Raw genomic sequence first — 18158 nt, 5'->3', positions numbered from 1 at the left:
TTGTGGTTTAGAAATATTCAATATATGTCGATGACGTATAGCTTTCACCAGTTTCATCGTTATACCAATATAGTTTTAAATCGAATGAAGTTTCTGTTGCACATTGAACATACGCTTCATTTTTACCATATGATACTGAAATGTTAGCGTCATTGCTCTTGTTCACAATATCATAGCCTGTTATGTAATAATCCGAATAATTGCCATCATATACAACAACTTCTTCACCTACACCAGCAAAATATAATGCAAAGCAGCTCGGCTTTTCGGAGTTTATTTTCTTTGTTGTGGTGGTAGTCTGCTGAGTAGTTGTTTTCTTATGAGTAGTGGTGGTCTGAGCTTTTGTAGTAGTCTGAGGAGGTTCTGTGTATGTCTCTGGAGGAATATCTTCGGTCTCTTCCCAAGTCTCTGTCACCTGTCCTGTTTCCGCAGCCTTGGTCGTCTCTTCCTCTGTCTTGTCTGTTTTGGTTGTTTCTTTTGTGGTGGTTGTGGTCTCCGCTGTGGACGATGAGCTTTCCGTAGTCGTTTGTTCAGCCGTGCTGGTGGTCGAACTCGTCGTTACAACAGAACTTTCCGTCGTGGAAACTGTATCGGAAATGGAGGAGTTATTTTCTTTTTGTGAACCGCTATCTTCAACGCTTCCACAAGAAACGCAAGCCGCCATAACCGCCGCAAGCACAAATGGCACAAGTTTTTTGTCAAATCTACTCATATTGAATCTCCACAAATTGTTTTAAAATAGTCTGTTTTGTAGCTATATGCAGATTATACCATATTATATCTATTTAGTCAATATATCACTTCCTGCTTTTTCCGAGATCGAATTAGTGCCAAAAGGCTATTCAACAAACGGCTTTTCAAAGTTTATACAGTTCACCACCGACCCCAAATATTTTTGGAATATAGACCAATAGATCAATAAAAGATAATAATTTAAACATTATTTAGTTTCATACAATTCCGGAGCGATCACCACTTAAAAACATCGACCACCTCTTCGTTTATAAGGCTCCATTCATATTTCGTCCCGACGATCTTAGTTCCCTTGAATTTAAAAGTAAGGGTCTCGCCTTTGTAGTCCGCCGTTATGCGGCAATATATGTCTCTGCCCTGATAGTCGTATATCTTAGGGTCGCCGTGAACAGTAAGTTCAAGGGTATTACTGTCATATCCTGCCCTGTCAGCATATCGGAAGGCCTCATCAACAAAATGCAACTCATATTTGTCACAGATCTTTTCTTCAAAACGTGAGCCGAATATCTTGTGATCCGTCTGCGGCGACGGTATCTTTGCAAGCAGAAAGATCGCCACGCCGATCACTATTACCGCCAAAACCGAAAAAGCTGCCACTTTTTTCTTCATATTAAATTCCCACCTATATTTTTGTCCTATTTTTTTATAAAAGCTATGGTGCGCCTGACAGGAATCGAACCTGCGGCCTCAAGAGTCGGAGTCTTGCGCTCTATCCAACTGAGCTACAGACGCATAAGGCTGCAAAACGCAGCCTATATTATTTCAAAATTATCTCAGCTTAGCACCGCAAGGCAAGCTCTGATCTGGGAAAATAACGCTCGCCGCTCCGTCAGGAGTGTCCGCCGCACAGATCATTCCGTTTGACTCAACGCCGCAAAGCTTAACAGGCTTGAGGTTCGCTACGATAACGACCTTCTTGCCGATAAGATCCTCAGGCTTGTACCACGCCGCAATACCCGATACTACCTGCCTGCCGCCGAAGCCGTCGTCAAGCTGTAAGCAAAGCAGCTTCTTTGACTTCTTGACCTTCTCGCATTCCTTTACAAGCGCAACTCGCAGATCGACCTTCGCAAAATCATCAATGGTGATCTCGTCAGCAACAGGCGCAGGCTCAAAACCGTCGTCCTCTGCCTCTTCCTTCACCTCAGCCTTGCAGCCAATGATCTTGTTGAGCTCCTCGATCTCCTTGTCAACATCTATTCTCGGGAAAATTATCTTGCCCCTGTGAACTGTAACATCAGCAGGCAGTACACCGAACTTTCCTGCGTTCTCGTATGTGATATCGCTCTCAGTCGCACCGATCTGCTCCCATACCTTCGGCATCGTCGTCGGCATAAAGTTGCTAAGCAGCGTCGATACTATTCTGATCGTGTCAAGCAGATTGTAAAGCACGCTGGCAAGTCTTGCCTTCTTGCTCTCGTCCTTGCCAAGTACCCAAGGTGCAGTCTCGTCAATGTACTTGTTCGCCCTCGATACCACCTTGAATATCTCAGCCAGCGCATTGTTGATCTGTGTCTTGTCCATAAACTCGTCAACTTTGGCTCTAAGTCCCTCAGCCTCCGCAATAAGCTCAGCGTCAAATTCGCCCTCTTCCCTCTCAGTAGGAAGCGTGCCGCCGAAATACTTGTCAGCCATTGCGACCGTTCTCGAAACAAGATTTCCAAGACCATTCGCAAGATCGGAATTTATCCTGTTTATCATTATCTCGTTGGAGAATGAGCTGTCAGCGCCCAATGCCATTTCACGCAGAATGTGATATCTGATAGCGTCAGCGCCGTATCTCTCGCCAAGAATGAATGGGTCAACAACATTGCCCAAAGACTTTGACATCTTCTGTCCGTTGAATGTTATCCAGCCGTGTACAGCAAGGTGCTTTGGCAGCGGCAGATCAAGCGCCATAAGTATAGCAGGCCAAATAATAGCGTGGAATCTCATAATATCCTTCGCTACCATATGAACGTCAGCAGGCCAGAACTTCTCAAAGTCATTGTACTGCTCGTTCCAGTAACCCAGCGCAGAAATATAGTTTGAAAGTGCGTCTACCCATACATAAACAACGTGCTTGTCATCAAATGTTACAGGGATTCCCCACTTAAATGTCGTCCTCGATACGCAAAGGTCCTCGAGACCGGGCTTGATAAAGTTGTTTACAAGCTCAGTCGCTCTCGTCTTTGGCTGCAAATAATCAGTCTCCGTCAAAAGCTTCTCGATCCTGTCGGCAAATGGCGACATCTTGAAGAAGTAAGCCTCCTCCTTTGCCTCCTTTACCTCTCTGTGGCACTCAGGACAGCAGCCGTTCTCATCAAGCTGCGACTCAGTCCAAAAGCTCTCGCAAGGCGTGCAGTATTTGCCCTTGTATTCGCCCTTGTAAATGTAACCCTTGTCGTAAAGCGCCTTAAAGATCTTCTGAACTGTCTCAATATGATAATCGTCAGTAGTTCTGATGTATCTGTCATAGCTGATATTCATATAGCTCCACAGACCCTTGAACGTCTTGACGATCTCATCGACATATTCCTTAGGAGTAACGCCCTTTTCCTTAGCCTTCTCCTCGATCTTCTGACCGTGCTCGTCCGTGCCTGTCAGGAACATAACATCATAGCCCTGCATACGTCTGTATCTTGCGATAGAATCGCAGGCAACTGTGGTGTAGCAATGACCAATGTGCGGATTACCCGATGGATAATATATCGGGGTAGTAATATAAAACGGTTTTTTCTCCATAAATAAAGCCTCCGTAAATTAAAGTAGTATAATAAATATCATATCTATTATACTACTTTTTAACACACTCGTCAAGTTTTTTTGAAGGGGCTTTGCCCCTTCAAAAAAACTTGATAAATAAAACAATATGTGCTATAATAATGTATAATAATACAAAAAAGGACAGCCGCCAAAATAAGCGCTGCCCATACCCCAAAAAGGAGCAAAAATATGATATTCATTACCGAATTTGAACGTATATATTCCGCACAAGGCGATAAAGTCCTCGCCGAGATAACTTTCCCCGAAAGAAGCGTCAATACTTTCTGTATCGACCATACCTTTGTTGACGACTCCCTCAGAGGTCAGGGCGTTGCCTCAAAACTGGTGCAAATGGCTGTCAATGAAATAAAAAGCCGTGGCGGCAAAGTGACAGCTACCTGCTCCTATGCCGCCCATTGGCTCGAGAAAAACGGTATCGAAAACAACGCCGAATGACCGGACTATTTCAAACAATCCATATGCCGCTCAAAAAGCTCCCTGTTTAGCTCTGAAACGCTGCTATGAGTGTTTATCGCATTTATCAGCACGCAGTCACGGCTGTTTTTCGGATAAAGCGCCGCCGCTCCCCCAAGGCTCAGCAAACGCTGTGTCTCGTCAAGATCAAGCTGCAACGCCAAAGCGATCGCAATGATCTTGTCCTTTGTGGGCATTCTCGACCCTGCAAATATCTGATAGCAGTATATCTCGTTTACCAGCGAATTTTTTATAACTTCCTTCTTGTTGGTATTTTGCCTTTTCATAAGTTTCTTAAGATAATCGGCGAACGTCTGCCTATCAAGTGCGCTGCTGTTTTTCTCAAGAAAGCAGTCCAGGCTTTCTCCGCTTTTAAGCTCGTCCATAAGCTCATCTGTGGATTTACTTGTTAAACTTCTTCTCAAATCAACCTCAACCTCTATATCATCAATATTCTTATATCACTAATATCACAATTGGAGATGCCGCAATGTCATTATCGACTAAACTGACCGATAAAACTGAAAAAACTGAAAATAATTACAGCCTTTATAACTATGAGCAGACTCAAATAGAAAAGCTGTTCGACTGCAAAAATTATCTTTTCCGCAACAGCCGCCACGAAAAGACTGTCCTTGAAAACAGCTCCGGCGCAAAGATCGTCCGCCACGTTATGTTCAAACCAGCGGATATCGCCGTCTATAAAAAGCTCGCCACCATAAGCTGCCCCAACCTCTGCCGTATCTTGGAAGTCTCCGAATACGACGAAGGCTACGTCATATACGAGGAATACTGCGACGGAATGAACATCGCCGAAGTAATGGGAAGCCGTGATATGAGCGAGTATGAAGCCGTCGAAACAGCCTGCCGCATATGCGTCGGACTTGACGCACTTCATAGCTGCGGTATCATTCATCGTGATATAAAGCCTGATAATATTATAATATGCAATGACAATAATGTCAAGATTATCGACTTTGATATAGCTAAAATTTATAAAAGCAACAAAACCACCGATACTTCCACCCTTGGCACGATAGGCTTTGCCGCCCCCGAGCAGTACGGCTTCAGCCAGTCCGACGTCCGCTCCGACCTCTATTCGCTGAGCGTCCTGCTCAATTATATGCTCACCCGAGAGCACCCCTCCGTCAAGCTCTGCGAAAATAAACACCTTTCAAAGCTGCTTACGAAGTGCCTTTCCATAAACCCCACCGACCGTTACAGCTCCGCCAAAGAACTGTACATAGCCCTGAAAAAAGCTCAAAGGAGGCTGAAAAAATGAGGCCCTGTGAAAACTGCGGAAACCCACTCCACGATGATTCAACATTCTGCTTCAATTGTATGTGTGAGCAGAACACCCGTGAAAATATCCCATTCGACGTGCGTATACCAAAGCCAAAGACCGCAAAAATAGCCTGCGCTGCCGCCGCAATGACCGCCGCTTCCGCCGTGTTCGTTGCCACAAATTACGCAAACGCTTCAAGCGATAACACCCCAAACGTACAGGTGGTCACAGTCACCCCGACTGTCATCACAACAGTCGCTCCAAAGTCCGATACGCCCACCCAAACGACCACCCTGCCACCTGCCCCAAATGCCGACGATATCGACAAAATAGCAGCCGGACTTGCAAACGCCGCAACAGGCAGCGCCGCCGCCACGACACAAACTACCACCACCGCTGCCACCGAAACCGCAGCCACAGCCCCGCAGGTATATGCCGACAACAACGACCAGCCTGTCGAAAATTACGATAACACCGACGATGATCAAGATCAAGTCACCAGCGAAGAATGGTACTATTCCGCCGACGGCGCAAACGATCTGAGCAATTATCTCGTCGACAAAGTAAATCAGAAGCGCTCAAGCAAAGGCTATTCCACCCTAAGAGCCTGCGGCCAGCTTGACGACCTGCTATCACAAAGCCTCGACACACTTTGCACCGACGAGAGCGTTGGCGGCAACATCTATTGGGACGAGATCTCACTCGATAAGCTCAAAAGCAACCTTGGCAACGTAGGCCTCCCTTCCAATACCGAACTTGTGAGAGTTATACTGCTTGATCTTGACTTCGAAAGCTATGACAAAGCCTATGATTATGCCAAAAATGTCGACCTCTCGAACCTCCATTTCAGCGACGAAGAAGGCTTTCTGACCCTGTATAACCAAAGACTGGACTACAAATACATAGGCACCAACATTTACAAAACCACCACACGACAGAGCAATATCCAGTATTCAAAATACGCCTGTGAAATTTGGCTGATGAAATAATTGCATAGAAAAGCGCACCAACTTCCCTTGGTGCGCACTTTTTTGCCCAATTAAACAGAAAAAAAACACCCCGTACCATAAAGATACGGGGTGAAAATATCACAATTTATCCAAAGTGGCTAAACTCTGCAAGAATTACTTCTTGTCAGCAATAGCAGCCTGAGCAGCAGCTCACCTGCACGAGCTTTTATGACAATTTCACCGTTTAAACCAAGTAGATTTATCAACCAGTATGTAAAGTGACAGCTTTCGCCGTCACCAATCGTAAGCTCAGCAGAGTTTTTTCTGCCTGTGAGCGTACAACGTATTTTTTCACTTTTCTCCTCGCCGAGATTGATTATCCATTCAAAATTTGTATTGTCAACCGGCGTAATTCTCGATACCAATTTGCTAATAATTTCATCGTTGATGTGACCGTTGTCAGCAGAAAGTATCTCATCAAGAGTTCTGCGAATACGCTCCGTGTCTATGCAGTTTCCGCTGACCGTATCAGCTGTGTCGTTCCTTTTAAGCTCCGCTTTTAAACACTCAAGCTCATTTTCTGAATCAGCTCGGGCCGTTCGGTATTCGTCCTTTTCAATATCTCCCTCGACATACATATCAACCAGCTTGCGTATTTTCGCTTCAAGTTTTTCAATTTTGGATTTGATAATATAGGCGTTTTTCTGCAACGAATCGGTTCCGTCCATGCAGTGCTTGTTGATCAAGTCAAGCACCCTTTCAATGATCTCATATCTGTCCGCAAGCACCTCACCCAAAATCTTGTCCGCCATCATTTCAAGTTTCCATTGACAAATGCCTTTTATATCGCACACACCATCCGCCTCAATCCCGTGATTTGACAGATAACGTGGACTGACCGACTGACTGCGACGATAGCAGGAATAACCATAAACCTCCTTGCCGTCTTTCTTGTTCGTCCGCCATTTGTACTTTTTAAATCCCGAACCGCAATGGCATTTCAGTTTGTTCAGCCAAGGGTCGGCGGACGGATTATGTCCGAACTTCTTATCCTTACCCATACTGTTCTTTAGCACCTGACAGCGTGATTTCATAATCCGTGCGCACTCGTCCCACTGTGCTTCGCTGATGATCGGCTCGAAATCACCCTTGTGATAAACGTAGGTTGAGGTGTCATAATTGTTTTTCCTCTTTTGCTCCAGATAGTTATTGGTACTTGATTTATTGTACCCGATATAGCCCTTGTAGGTTGCGTTCTTCAGTATTCTGTTTACCTTTGAGACGTCCCACTTGACGTTACCCGATGAGTCCCTGCGTTCAAGGCGATATAGCTCGTTGACGATCTTCTTTATTCCGTAGCCGTGCAGATAGTAATCATATATTATCGTCACCGTTTCCGCCTGCTCCGGATTGATCACATAGGTTGAGCCGACTCGGTCGTACCCAAGAATATTTCCGTTCCCGTATAGCACACCGTTCTCGCGGCTGATATATTGTCCCGCACGAACTCGCTCAGAAATTTTTCTACTCTCGTCCTGTGCAAGAGTAGCCATAAGCGTAAGTCTGAGTTCTCCGTCACCGTCCATTGTCCAGATGTTGTCCTCAACAAAGTAAACCTCAATACCCAAGTTCTTTAGCTCACGAGTAAACGTCAGCGTGTCAACCGTATTTCGTGCGAATCGACATACCTCTCTTGTAACTATAAGATCGAATTTTCCTTGCCGTGCGTCCTCGATCATTTGCAGGAACGACGGTCTTTTCTTAGCCTGCGTTCCCGTAATTCCTTCGTCAATATACTTGTCTATCACGTTCCAGTTCTTGTGCTGTTTAGCTTGATCGTCATACCATTGAAGCTGATTTTCCAGAGCGGAGATCTGAGCCTCGTGCTCGGTGGATACTCGTCCGTAAAACACAACCGTTCGTTGTCTGTTCCTGTCTGGCTTTAATGTTGTGTACATTCAGTCACCTGTCCTTTCAAAGTCATGCACTCTTTTGCTTTTGATTGTCAAAATTTCTGATAATGTTGAGGTATGTAGGCTGATTTATCAAGCCTTTTTCAAAGAGAATTTCGATCATCAGCCTTACCTCATACTCAAATTCGATCTTCAATAAGTTACCTCCGTACTACAATTTTACTATTTTTTCAGCCGCAATGTAATCACCAACTGCAACCAAATTTTTCTCTTTACTTGTAGCAGTATCAATAAAAATCACATACTGTTTTCTTGGCACCTCTGATTTAATCTCTTTGATACTGCACAGCATCCTCGTAATCGATAATTCCATTGATCTTCCGTACTTCGTTTACGCACATAGCGTGCAGACTTTGCAATGTTTCATCATCAACATCATTTATCGCCGCAGTCATATGCGACAGCTTTCCAAGCTCCACTGCGACTTTGAAAAGCAGACGGGCAAGCCGCTGTTCTGTACCTTTTATCTGTGCCTTGACCGTTTCCGTAATCAGTGGGGAGAGGTAGTTTACCTCTTCCTGCTGACGAAGGTAGCCGATGTAAAACTTCACGGCTTTCTCAATAAATTCTGTTTTCGAGGCACAATTATCCTCTTTATACTCCTGTTCGATCTTCTTAATTGTTTCCGGCTGAAAATATACAGCCATTTTTTCTTTTGCCATAAATCCACTCCCTTTTTTCTCACGACTCCTGAAAATATGCTGCTTTTACGCACATTTCTGCACTTACGACCCCTGATTTTCGTAAAAAGCCGTATTTTGACTCCATGAGGCGACTGCCTAAAATATACACAAGACCAATGCGAAAACTGCGTATTTACGGCATATTTGCGGTCAGCTTTGCTGTCCGCTGTGAGGGTCATGGCGGCTTCAGACGCCATGACTTTAACCTGCAATGAAATATTTCACTTTCATCGTCATGCGGCAAATCGGAAATTTGTTCATAACCAACATATCCGGTTTCCGATGTGCTTTTTAACTGATTTCCGAACCTCTCGTTTATCACCTCGTAAACCGCTCACAAATCGCTTGTGTGGGCTTATACCGTTTACGGTGGTTGTTTACTCTAGTGCGAGCTAGGAGGGCACAAATCGCCGTTATGTTGCGATTAAATTAATTACACTTTTTTCTCTTTTGCACATCTCCTTTTTAATTTGCAAAAGAGAAAAGGCGGACTGTTAATCAGCAAATCAATCCGCCGATTCTATTCGTCATGCATCATCAATCAATCTTTGATAACTTCATATCATTCTTTCTTCTGCCATTATTAATATTAGTTAGTATTAATCCTTAAAGGTATAGCACAGTGACACAGAGGGTATCGCAATTCATGATCTGTAATCACGATATATCAGCTTGTAGGAATTTTCTATCTGCCTGCCGCTTGGCGCATAACGTTTCTGCACTCTTATGAGATCTTTCTTTACAAGCTGACTAAGTATGCGGTCGATGTTTCTCACGGACATATTACAGGTCTGGGCAATATCTCTGCGACTTACCGTCGCACACTTTTCATCGTAATCGTAGTCGCTGTAAAGTACAGTCATCACCATGAACTCCTGAGGTGTGATGTCATCGTATATTGCTGCCGGAAATGTCGGTTCAATATATCTTCTGTAGAATTTATTGTTGACGGTTTTCATATGCATCTTCCTTTCGTTTTTTCATTTTTATTTTTTTCTTCTGCCCCACAACAGTACAGTTCCTGTCAGAAAGCCTTGTTTGATTTAAGGACGTTTTTCCATGCTTGGTACGCTCCTGCTCCTCCTGCACGATCTTTGCTGTACTTCGCCGCTTGATATCTCTCCTGCGTGGGATTTAATTGTCAAGATTCTTTTTGTCCGTTCACCCTGTAGCCGATGAAAAATACTTTTTTATGCGTGTGTGAAAAATATTTGTATACCTGCACAGTTTTCTGAATTGTATTTTAGCTAACTCGACTACTGTTATGATAATCAGCTCTCTCTGCTACTTACTAGCAATGTTTTTGCGTTTCTACAACTTTTTTACAAAGGATTTTTTTTATTTCATATGCTTGCACAAAGTCAGAACAGATTATTTATAGAGTTTGCTCTCACTTGTATACGGAAAGGAGTCGCCGTTTTGACAACCCTTAATTCATAAAGTTTGTAGGCTTGAACAAATTCGTAACAAATTTTATGTAGAGTTTGCTCTTACTTGTATAGGGGAAGAAGTTGAAGGTTTAACAACCTTTTTTCAGTGTTCCTTTAAAAGCTTGTATGATTGACTAATGGACGAAGCAGTGATGACTTTTTGTTTTTGCATTTTCACAACACGATGCGGTAGGACGTGAATCACGACCTACCGTAAAAAGTAAGGTGGTAAACATCTATGATCCGACATAGAAAAACCACTGCCGTGTTTTCCGACAGTGGTTCGAGAGAATGATTTTATTATGTTCAAAAAATGATATCTCTTGCCGTGAAGATTTACTAGGCTAAATAATTTGTCACAGCTTGCTTCTTTAAAACAGGAGCGGGGTAATCCCCTCGTACACCACAACAATCGGCGTGTGTCGCCCTTTTCCTCAGAGGATGGTATGTTTACTCTACTGCGAGTTAGGGACAAATATCTCCGTTACGCTGTGTACTTTCGAGAGCACCTTTCGTTGACAGTAACTCTGAAATTTTGACATTGAAACTCGTCTTTGATTTCTACCGTCACGCCTCACAAAGCAAAGATTTTTAAGAGTTTTTAAGCTTTTGAAGCAAGCTGATTGACCATAGAATTTTTATTGTCAGTACTATCACTCTGACGATCATAATGAAGAATAATCAGTCCGAAACCTCAAACTCATCTGAACTAAGATATGTTACTTCACTGTCCTTAAAATTATATTTCCAACTGTATGAATGTGACAATGTAGGTTTATAAATTAACTCAAAGCAATCATCTGAACTCCAACTTATTTTCACCGAATCAGACAGATCAAAATCTCCAGTTGGTAATCCAACATATAAAATCTCATGAGCAAAAACAGAATTATCAGTGACCAGCACCTGTATTCTTTGAACAGTCATTACATAATATCTTGATATTACTATTTCATAATCACTATGGGTAAACCTTAATCGTTCCGTTTTATAGTTAAAGGGAACGTTAATTAACAAGATCAAGGATAAAAATAATGAAATAATAGCTTTACATGAGTTTTTAAAAATTTTGCTTTTATTTTTGGATAAATGAAGAAAAACAGAAACTACTGATGTCAAAAACAAGACTACTGTGCAAAGCGAAACAATGAAAAATTTTGGAATGATTTTAATGCTTATATGAAACAAAAACTCAAAAATCAAATTCAAAGCAACAACTAAAATTGTTGCTATTTCTATTCTTCTTATTATTTTCATAAATTCTCACAATATATAATTTTACAGAAATTTATATTAAATAATTTCTGCTATCCGAAAAATAACGCCATGTGCAAAAGCAAATCATACATTATCCTCAAAACCATACGAAGTGATTTCATAAAAACAATGTGCTAATATTGTTGGAAATGAATATCTGCGCAGTGTTTCCTCATCAATAGTATAATTTAAAAAATCCGCATAAGGCGATGATGCTATCGAATAAATTGTTTTTGAAGATAACTCGTAGGCACTTACATCAAAATCAATTGTTGAATCATTCTCGTCAAATATTTCAAGTTTTCTAATATCATCATTTTCGTTTTGAATGTATGCCGTAATAAATATACATAGTTTTTGCCCGTTATATGTCGGATTCATATTAAGTAAATCAAAGAACAAATCTTTATAAAGATCTATATACTTATTGCCATAATGTAGCTTAATTTTTGATATAACATCTTCAGGACTTGTCTTTTTTAATATTTCATATATTCTCATTTATGTGTTTTTTCGAAAACCTCCCAAAATATCTCTCCATTTTCTGTTTTATTACCAAGTAGCCTATAAGCACCTCCTTTTCCCTTAACTTTAACATCATACATAAATCCTTTTATCCTTTTCCACTAAGCTTTTTTATTCCCATCGTACCTTCTTTCGTCGCTTGCTTTCCCATAGATTTAAGAAATTTTTTTACAACTCCTTCATCACATTTTTCAAGCATTTCTTTTTTAGCTTTTTTCGAAATAAGTTTCCATGCATCATCTGGAGATGGCTCAAGTATACCTGCAATGAACATTATTGAATGAAATACTTTTTCATCGCTTATGCTAATAGAAGGATTATACTTATTAACTTCGCTTAACCAATAATCTCGTTCCGCAGCACTGACATCTCCGCCTAAAAACCAGGCAAATTCATCAGCCCTATTAGCAATATCTATTTTATCAGTATCAGTAACTGCTAAGTGCCATGCCAGTTCCAGTTTTAAAAGTTCGGCTTGAACAGTAGTAGAAAACTTTTCATCTGACGCTGTCCATATACCCGTGCATAAATAAGGATCACATGGTTTTGAATCATTGACATCTAATATACCATCCCCATCCGTATCACCATTATTAGGATCGGAGCTATACTTAAATACAACAGTAGAATACGTGATATATCCGCCGTACGCACTGCCGACCTTAACGGTCTTTGACTTACCTCCGTCAATAGAAATCTCCTGACCGTCTAACAGATCGTCATCGTCGCAATCCGGATTTTCAGGGTCGGTATAAATAACCTGAGCATTGGAAATAACCAGTCCCGAAACCTCAAATTCATCCGGCAGACGGTCAAAATTGAAATGATTATCTATAACGCATAATTTTTATTTTTGCCGTACAGATTTTACTCTGTACGGCAATTTTACAATATCTATTATTTTGAATGTTTATCACATATACGAGTTTGATATTAAATTACTATATTTAATGGAAACATAATTACTGCTAATATGCAGGCTATGCCATCTAATAAGGCGTAATTTATTGGATTAATCAACATCAAAATCACTGATTCCCTTAATGACTTTGGATCACATTTAAATAGCAAAAACATATTTGACACAACCGTACTTATTATTGCACCAAAAATTATACCTATAAAGGAAAGTGCAAAGAACGATAAACAAGTTATGATCAATGAAATTAATATAACTATCAATATTGAAATAATATGTCCTGTCACATTGATTTTATTTTGATAGATTAAAATTAATGCAAGTAATCCACATATAATACCAATGCTCCCTCCTATATTCAAAATTATAGATTGATCATTTTTCATAAAGGATGATGCAATAATTACAATAATCTGCGGAATAATGACAAAAATAATTGGCACTATCATCGACATAATTTTTCCCTTTTTCATAAAATCAACTCGCTTTTAATTTGTATAAATAATCATTTGCTAAAAAGTAATATGTTCCCGGCATATGACCGTTTACCATACCTCCTATATTTATAATGCCGGTCTTTGAGTCCGCACCAGATTTGCAAAATTCATTTTTAGCTTTTTGATACTTTTCTGCTACTTTAAAACCAACAGTGCCTTCCTCATAATGCAATATATGCCACTTCAAAATCTCGAACCGCTTTTTCTCTCCAAAAGTCTACCATCTTTGATATCTACGATAAAATCCGTACCGTAAAAATCATTGACAATCACACTGCCATTTTTATATGAAAGCCCAACATATGGAGTGTATTGCAGCTTTGGAAACCTTTTTTTTGCTGATTCTATCTGCCAAGTAATTTTACCATGAAAATCAACTGAGTAAACATTATCATTATTATCAATGTCATATGGAGTTTTTATTAGTACAATTACCTGTGAATCAAGAACAAGGACAGTATCAATCTCAAACTGAAATTTTACCAGCTCGTTATTAACATACAATGCATTTTTATGTATTTTTAAAATAGGCATAGTTAACCTCCGATATCATAATAATCGTTCGTTTGTGAACTTACCAATAAACTGACCCATTAAATCATATTGAGTTCCGCCGCCGTTCCCCCAATTTATTATTTTATTGGCGATTCCATAACGAACAGTATTTCCTGCAGGAATTTCAACATCACAAATATATTTAGGTTCATACTCCAAAGCAAATTTGTTTTTTATCTGTGACGGTGTTAGACCTTCAATTTGCTCAGCTTCCATTACCCAACCTCCGGTTAGTTTTCCAGACTCTCGATAAACCCTAACAAATTTTGTGTTTTCTTTAAGTTTAACGGTTATGGTCTTTGTCCCAGGTTGATAGGGTGGTTTGTAGTTAGAATTGGTTTTAAATTCGCTGTTTACTTTTTCAGCTGATTCTATTTTGACAATATCGCCTTTTTGAGATATTTTAGAAATATCATCTAATGCAGCTTGCTGTTTTTTAGATAATTCAAAAGAATTAACAGCTTTGGTGTTCTTAGCCTGAAAAGCATTTTCTAACACCCAAGTAGATAAGAAAAACTGAAAAGATTGTGTCCAACTTGTATAACCTATGCTCATTATCTGAGACCAAGAAGTTTCGTCTCTATAATTAAAATATTCTGTATAATAAATTTGGAATGCAGCTTTATCGCATTTATACCCTAATGACGCTAAATCCTCAATCACTTCGTCAATCGCATAATCAGCATGTCTGCGATAAACATTTATGTAATCTATCGCAATAATTGGGGAGCATTCGAATCTTTCACAAAATTGTGCCAAATACTGTATTTCAAGAAGTTCAGCTGAATCAAAAAAGTCAATAATTTTTAATTGGTCATCAGTTGCAGGATGAATCGGGTCAAAATCGCTGTCATCATCTAACCCATCTCCATCAGTATCCTCATTCCAAGGATCCGAGTTGTATCTGAACACTAATGAAGAATATTCCGCATGGCCGCCTGTAGAATCCTTTTTGATTACAAACTTAGGATTTTCGATTGAAATTTCTTCTCCATCAAGCAATCCGTCCCCGTCACAATCCGGATTTTCAGGATCGGTATAGAAAATCTGTGCATTAGAAACAACCAATCCCGAAACCTCAAATTCATCTGGAAGACCGTCGCCGTCCAGATCCTCCATGTTCTGAAGATCAAAATGATTATCTCTTGACAAATCGTTATAAATAGCTTCAAGCTCCTCGGCAGTCGCTGCCGCAAAGAATTGTCCTCCGGTAGACTCGGCATATGATTTCAGCCTGCTGTTGCTTGCACCGTAACCTAAACCAATCGTATGTATTTTTATCTTTTTATCCTGTGCCTTTTGTATATACTCCTCTGATATATTTACATCGCCGTCAGAAAGCAAAATAACGTGTCTTGAATACCAATGCTCAACAGTTTCAAGCTGATTGATAGCAATATCAAGAGCCGCTCTTGTATTTGTTCCACCGCCGTTATACGGTTTCACAAGGCTTTTCAATACGTCATTATCACTTGAAAATCCGCTTACAAGCTTAGCAGAGCTTTCATAACTGATCAGAGCCGTTTTGTCAGTCAATGTCATTGAATCTATATAATTATCTATTGCAAGCTTTCTGTAGCAGGTAGGATAAGAATAAGCTATCGTCCCGTCCTCGTTATATATATTATAATTAAAGGTACGGTCATTGCTACTCATACTTCCCGAACAGTCGTAACAAATCACGGTAGCAAGCGGTTCGTAGGTATCTTCAAAATAAAGTGAAGCTTTTTTCCAAGCATTGAACCACTCTACTTTGTCCACCAGCATATACTTACTGAAGTGTGTAGTCTCCACACTTACAGTAGAGTTCTCCTCATCGAGAACAGTATCCAGCTCAACAAAATTGTCATTTTCTTCATCATACCACAAAAACAGCAGATTGTCAAATTCGGTATCACCAAGCTTAGACTTATCGATCACATAAGTAAGCGTAGCCTTATCAAACTGCGAAGTCGTTTTGATTTCAAAAGGCTCGCCGACCAGTCCCACAACGTCAGTGCAGAGTATATCCTTGTTCATAATGCTCTCAACGGTTGTTGTCTTTTGAAGATTTCCCGTACCCTCCATAGATACACGGACTTCTGTAACGGCACAATCATCGTTTTCGACTTCATGAATAAATGTCTGTAAACGCTTTTCATCGCCGTCGGAAATGCCGTTGCCATCGGTATCGGGATTCAGCGGATCTGTTTCAAAGTAGATCTCGTCACCGTCCTCAAGTCCGTCATCATCGGTGTCAACCTTGAGCGGATCAGTTATGTAAGTGTTGATCTCCTCGCCGTCATTAAGTCCGTCGCCGTCCGTATCATCATTATAAGGCTCTGTACCAAGTTCATACTCCTGAAGATTTGTTAATCCGTCTTCATCAAAATCCTCATCGCAGTCAAGGACGCCGTTGTCATCGGTATCGGGCTTTGTTGGATCTGTTCCAAGCGTTAATGCCTCGTATCCGTCAGGAAGTCCGTCACCATCTGTGTCAGGATTGTACGGGTCTGAGCCGATTTCCTTTTCAATAAGGTTAGGCAAACCGTCCTCGTCTGTATCGGCAAGGTACTGCCAATCGTCCATTGTCCAGCTGAGTTCTTCGCTCTCTGTGCCAACTAATTCAGCCCATGAACTGCTGTAGTTGATATTAGCTCCATAACCGTCGATAACAACATTCTGAGCAATGATAAGTCCGTTCATATTGAAGTTGTCGCAGTCTATGGTAACAGTTCCGAACGGAGCATAGATCAGTCCGTTTACCGAAGCCTGACTGTTTGAGATGTCAATATCACCGAATTTTGAATAGATAACCGTGTTGTTGCCGTTGAGATTTCCGCCGGAAAGATCAACGTCTGAAACTGCTCCTACAGCGTTATTCAGGCTGATATTGCCGTCCAGGCTCAGTTTGCCCGTAACGTAGACAGAATTATTTATATTAATATTCATATCGGAATATGTATAATCTTCGTTGTATGTATCGCAGTTTTCGGTAAAATATTTGTCTGCAAGCTTGGTATGAATGAGTATCATATCCCTACTTACGTCAAATACGTCTTCGTTTCCTTTTTCCCCTGTATTATCTTCTTCAATATCACTATGATCCGTAATAGTGCCGTTGATATTGGGATACTGAGTAGTCTTCGAGAATACGCCGTTTGTGTAAGCATTACCGTTTAAGGTGAAACTGTCAGCATTTAAAGTAATGCCTGCATCTTCGTCTGCGGAAAAAATAGCATAGGGATACTTTGCTGTTTCCTCAGCCGCTGCCGGCATGACAGCTGCCACACTCGCTGTCATAGCAAAGGCAAGTATGCCGGACAATGTTCGTTTTAGCCGTGACTTTGTTTTTGGTTTGAACATATTTACTACCTCCATAATTATTTATTCTTGTTAGTTTACTAACTCCATAAAAATACCACAAAATCATACTGTTCTCAACAAATTTCTTGTAAACACCCCCTTTTTCCTTGTAAAGGCACAAAAACGAGATCAGATTACTAAAATCCGACCTCGTTTTCACATTTCATAAAATGTTTTCATTGATACCAATATATACATCATAAATATTGTTTTTAATATCCTGAACAATGAAGTACGGAGGGGTAGCGGGCAAAAAAGACTGGTCTTGAATATACTTCTTAAGCTCCTCCACTTTGTTTTGAATACTGTCGAAAGAACCGTAATGTCTTGTCCTTATAGCATTTACAAGTTTGAACTCCGGTTTATAGCGGTAATGCTTGCTGCTTGAAAATTGTTTATCTACAGGAATCAGAAACTCAAGAAAAGGGGATTTTTGAGTAATAACAATTTTCCCGTCACGGGATAGATCTAAAACGTCAAGACTATAATCGATTCTTTGGGCAAAGTCCTCTATTTCTCCGTAATCAAGCTGCATTTCAAAACATAAAACATTTTTATAATGTAGATACTGGTGTTCAACTATCGGCATAACCGCACCGCCTTACTTGAAGAATTTATAAAATGCAAGCCAAAAATTATAGAACATATTATTTGCCTCCTTTACAAATCGATGCCATTAAGATAACACCGATTTCTAAAACAGGCTACAAAATTCTTGTAAACACCCCTTTTTTTCTTGTAAAGCTCAAAATAGCTTGAAATTAATG

General features: G+C 40.5%; 19 protein-coding genes and 1 tRNA gene. 3 read left to right on the top strand and 17 right to left on the bottom strand.

Annotation, left to right across the window (positions count from 1 at the left end):
- Positions 1 to 7: 7 nt before the first annotated feature.
- The 4 genes from QZ371_RS09195 to metG all read right to left on the bottom strand — a co-directional run bounded on the left by QZ371_RS09195 (position 8) and on the right by metG (position 3477).
- Complete coding sequence (locus tag QZ371_RS09195; protein WP_295211846.1) at positions 8 to 712, bottom strand: hypothetical protein; 705 nt, start codon at positions 710 to 712, stop codon at positions 8 to 10.
- Between the two features lie 257 nt (positions 713 to 969).
- Positions 970 to 1362 (bottom strand): hypothetical protein, encoded by a 393-nt coding sequence (locus QZ371_RS09190; RefSeq protein WP_295211845.1) that lies wholly within the window; start codon positions 1360 to 1362, stop codon positions 970 to 972.
- A 46-nt stretch (positions 1363 to 1408) separates the two neighbouring features.
- Positions 1409 to 1485, bottom strand: a tRNA-Arg gene (locus QZ371_RS09185).
- Positions 1486 to 1521: 36 nt separating this feature from the next.
- Entirely contained in the window at positions 1522 to 3477 is a 1956-nt protein-coding gene (gene metG, locus QZ371_RS09180; RefSeq protein ID WP_295211844.1) for a methionine--tRNA ligase, read from the bottom strand.
- 210 nt (positions 3478 to 3687) lie between these two features.
- Between metG and QZ371_RS09175 the strand changes: the two genes are divergently transcribed.
- Complete coding sequence (locus tag QZ371_RS09175; protein ID WP_295211843.1) at positions 3688 to 3954, top strand: GNAT family N-acetyltransferase; 267 nt, start codon at positions 3688 to 3690, stop codon at positions 3952 to 3954.
- Between the two features lie 5 nt (positions 3955 to 3959).
- Here the strand turns inward: QZ371_RS09175 and QZ371_RS09170 are convergent, their stop codons facing one another.
- Positions 3960 to 4397, bottom strand: a complete 438-nt coding sequence (locus QZ371_RS09170) for a helix-turn-helix transcriptional regulator (RefSeq protein WP_295211842.1) — start codon at positions 4395 to 4397, stop codon at positions 3960 to 3962.
- A 65-nt stretch (positions 4398 to 4462) separates the two neighbouring features.
- Between QZ371_RS09170 and QZ371_RS09165 the strand changes: the two genes are divergently transcribed.
- Entirely contained in the window at positions 4463 to 5254 is a 792-nt protein-coding gene (locus tag QZ371_RS09165) for a serine/threonine-protein kinase (RefSeq protein ID WP_295211840.1), read from the top strand.
- Positions 5251 to 6246: a hypothetical protein gene (locus tag QZ371_RS09160; protein WP_295211839.1), complete on the top strand. Its 996-nt coding sequence runs from the start codon at positions 5251 to 5253 to the stop codon at positions 6244 to 6246. The genes QZ371_RS09165 and QZ371_RS09160 overlap by 4 nt, the downstream gene beginning before the upstream one ends.
- A 119-nt stretch (positions 6247 to 6365) precedes the next feature.
- Here QZ371_RS09160 and QZ371_RS09155 read toward each other — a convergent pair whose 3' ends face one another.
- The 12 genes from QZ371_RS09155 to QZ371_RS09100 form a co-directional block, all read right to left on the bottom strand.
- The gene (locus QZ371_RS09155; RefSeq protein WP_295211838.1) at positions 6366 to 8165 is read right to left on the bottom strand and encodes a recombinase family protein; all 1800 of its coding nucleotides are present in this window, start codon (positions 8163 to 8165) and stop codon (positions 6366 to 6368) included.
- 22 nt (positions 8166 to 8187) lie between these two features.
- Complete coding sequence (locus QZ371_RS09150; RefSeq protein ID WP_256320378.1) at positions 8188 to 8316, bottom strand: hypothetical protein; 129 nt, start codon at positions 8314 to 8316, stop codon at positions 8188 to 8190.
- A gap of 130 nt (positions 8317 to 8446) precedes the next feature.
- Positions 8447 to 8842 (bottom strand): hypothetical protein, encoded by a 396-nt coding sequence (locus tag QZ371_RS09145; protein ID WP_118162181.1) that lies wholly within the window; start codon positions 8840 to 8842, stop codon positions 8447 to 8449.
- Positions 8843 to 9507: 665 nt separating this feature from the next.
- Positions 9508 to 9822 carry a helix-turn-helix domain-containing protein gene (locus QZ371_RS09140; protein ID WP_118124428.1) on the bottom strand — a complete coding sequence of 105 codons (315 nt, stop codon included), beginning with the start codon at positions 9820 to 9822 and terminating at the stop codon, positions 9508 to 9510.
- A 1152-nt stretch (positions 9823 to 10974) separates the two neighbouring features.
- A complete protein-coding gene (locus QZ371_RS09135; RefSeq protein ID WP_295211833.1) occupies positions 10975 to 11550 on the bottom strand; it encodes a hypothetical protein in 576 nt (191 codons plus the stop codon).
- 84 nt (positions 11551 to 11634) lie between these two features.
- Positions 11635 to 12051, bottom strand: coding sequence for a DUF6557 family protein (locus QZ371_RS09130; protein WP_117928388.1), 417 nt, complete (start codon positions 12049 to 12051; stop codon positions 11635 to 11637).
- 112 nt (positions 12052 to 12163) lie between these two features.
- Positions 12164 to 12349: a hypothetical protein gene (locus QZ371_RS09125; protein WP_295211831.1), complete on the bottom strand. Its 186-nt coding sequence runs from the start codon at positions 12347 to 12349 to the stop codon at positions 12164 to 12166.
- Between the two features lie 659 nt (positions 12350 to 13008).
- Positions 13009 to 13467, bottom strand: a complete 459-nt coding sequence (locus QZ371_RS09120) for a hypothetical protein (RefSeq protein ID WP_117865794.1) — start codon at positions 13465 to 13467, stop codon at positions 13009 to 13011.
- Between the two features lie 4 nt (positions 13468 to 13471).
- Positions 13472 to 13678 carry a hypothetical protein gene (locus QZ371_RS09115; RefSeq protein ID WP_295211829.1) on the bottom strand — a complete coding sequence of 69 codons (207 nt, stop codon included), beginning with the start codon at positions 13676 to 13678 and terminating at the stop codon, positions 13472 to 13474.
- A complete protein-coding gene (locus tag QZ371_RS09110; RefSeq protein WP_117858710.1) occupies positions 13675 to 14025 on the bottom strand; it encodes a hypothetical protein in 351 nt (116 codons plus the stop codon). Before QZ371_RS09110 ends, QZ371_RS09115 begins: the two co-directional genes overlap by 4 nt.
- A 15-nt stretch (positions 14026 to 14040) precedes the next feature.
- Positions 14041 to 17391 carry a VWA domain-containing protein gene (locus tag QZ371_RS09105; RefSeq protein ID WP_295211828.1) on the bottom strand — a complete coding sequence of 1117 codons (3351 nt, stop codon included), beginning with the start codon at positions 17389 to 17391 and terminating at the stop codon, positions 14041 to 14043.
- A 163-nt stretch (positions 17392 to 17554) separates the two neighbouring features.
- Positions 17555 to 17980: a hypothetical protein gene (locus tag QZ371_RS09100; protein WP_117905880.1), complete on the bottom strand. Its 426-nt coding sequence runs from the start codon at positions 17978 to 17980 to the stop codon at positions 17555 to 17557.
- Positions 17981 to 18158: the final 178 nt, after the last annotated feature.

Source organism: Ruminococcus sp., from assembly GCF_019423705.1.
In the GTDB taxonomy this organism is placed as follows: domain Bacteria; phylum Bacillota; class Clostridia; order Oscillospirales; family Ruminococcaceae; genus Hominimerdicola.
The sequence above is the reverse complement of the archived record's forward strand: the minus strand, read 5'-3'. Positions and strand labels throughout refer to the sequence as shown.

Bases quoted from the DNA above. Each gene is read 5' to 3' on its own strand.
- QZ371_RS09130 (WP_117928388.1), bottom strand. From the start codon at position 12,051: ATGAGAATATATGAAATATTAAAAAAGACAAGTCCTGAAGATGTTATA.
- QZ371_RS09195 (WP_295211846.1), bottom strand. From the start codon at position 712: ATGAGTAGATTTGACAAAAAACTTGTGCCATTTGTGCTTGCGGCGGTT.
- QZ371_RS09105 (WP_295211828.1), bottom strand. From the start codon at position 17,391: ATGTTCAAACCAAAAACAAAGTCACGGCTAAAACGAACATTGTCCGGC.
- QZ371_RS09155 (WP_295211838.1), bottom strand. From the start codon at position 8,165: ATGTACACAACATTAAAGCCAGACAGGAACAGACAACGAACGGTTGTG.
- QZ371_RS09110 (WP_117858710.1), bottom strand. From the start codon at position 14,025: ATGCCTATTTTAAAAATACATAAAAATGCATTGTATGTTAATAACGAG.
- QZ371_RS09140 (WP_118124428.1), bottom strand. From the start codon at position 9,822: ATGAAAACCGTCAACAATAAATTCTACAGAAGATATATTGAACCGACA.
- QZ371_RS09145 (WP_118162181.1), bottom strand. From the start codon at position 8,842: ATGGCAAAAGAAAAAATGGCTGTATATTTTCAGCCGGAAACAATTAAG.
- QZ371_RS09190 (WP_295211845.1), bottom strand. From the start codon at position 1,362: ATGAAGAAAAAAGTGGCAGCTTTTTCGGTTTTGGCGGTAATAGTGATC.
- QZ371_RS09135 (WP_295211833.1), bottom strand. From the start codon at position 11,550: ATGAAAATAATAAGAAGAATAGAAATAGCAACAATTTTAGTTGTTGCT.
- QZ371_RS09175 (WP_295211843.1), top strand. From the start codon at position 3,688: ATGATATTCATTACCGAATTTGAACGTATATATTCCGCACAAGGCGAT.
- QZ371_RS09165 (WP_295211840.1), top strand. From the start codon at position 4,463: ATGTCATTATCGACTAAACTGACCGATAAAACTGAAAAAACTGAAAAT.
- QZ371_RS09120 (WP_117865794.1), bottom strand. From the start codon at position 13,467: ATGAAAAAGGGAAAAATTATGTCGATGATAGTGCCAATTATTTTTGTC.
- QZ371_RS09160 (WP_295211839.1), top strand. From the start codon at position 5,251: ATGAGGCCCTGTGAAAACTGCGGAAACCCACTCCACGATGATTCAACA.
- QZ371_RS09125 (WP_295211831.1), bottom strand. From the start codon at position 12,349: ATGTTCATTGCAGGTATACTTGAGCCATCTCCAGATGATGCATGGAAA.
- QZ371_RS09100 (WP_117905880.1), bottom strand. From the start codon at position 17,980: ATGCCGATAGTTGAACACCAGTATCTACATTATAAAAATGTTTTATGT.
- metG (WP_295211844.1), bottom strand. From the start codon at position 3,477: ATGGAGAAAAAACCGTTTTATATTACTACCCCGATATATTATCCATCG.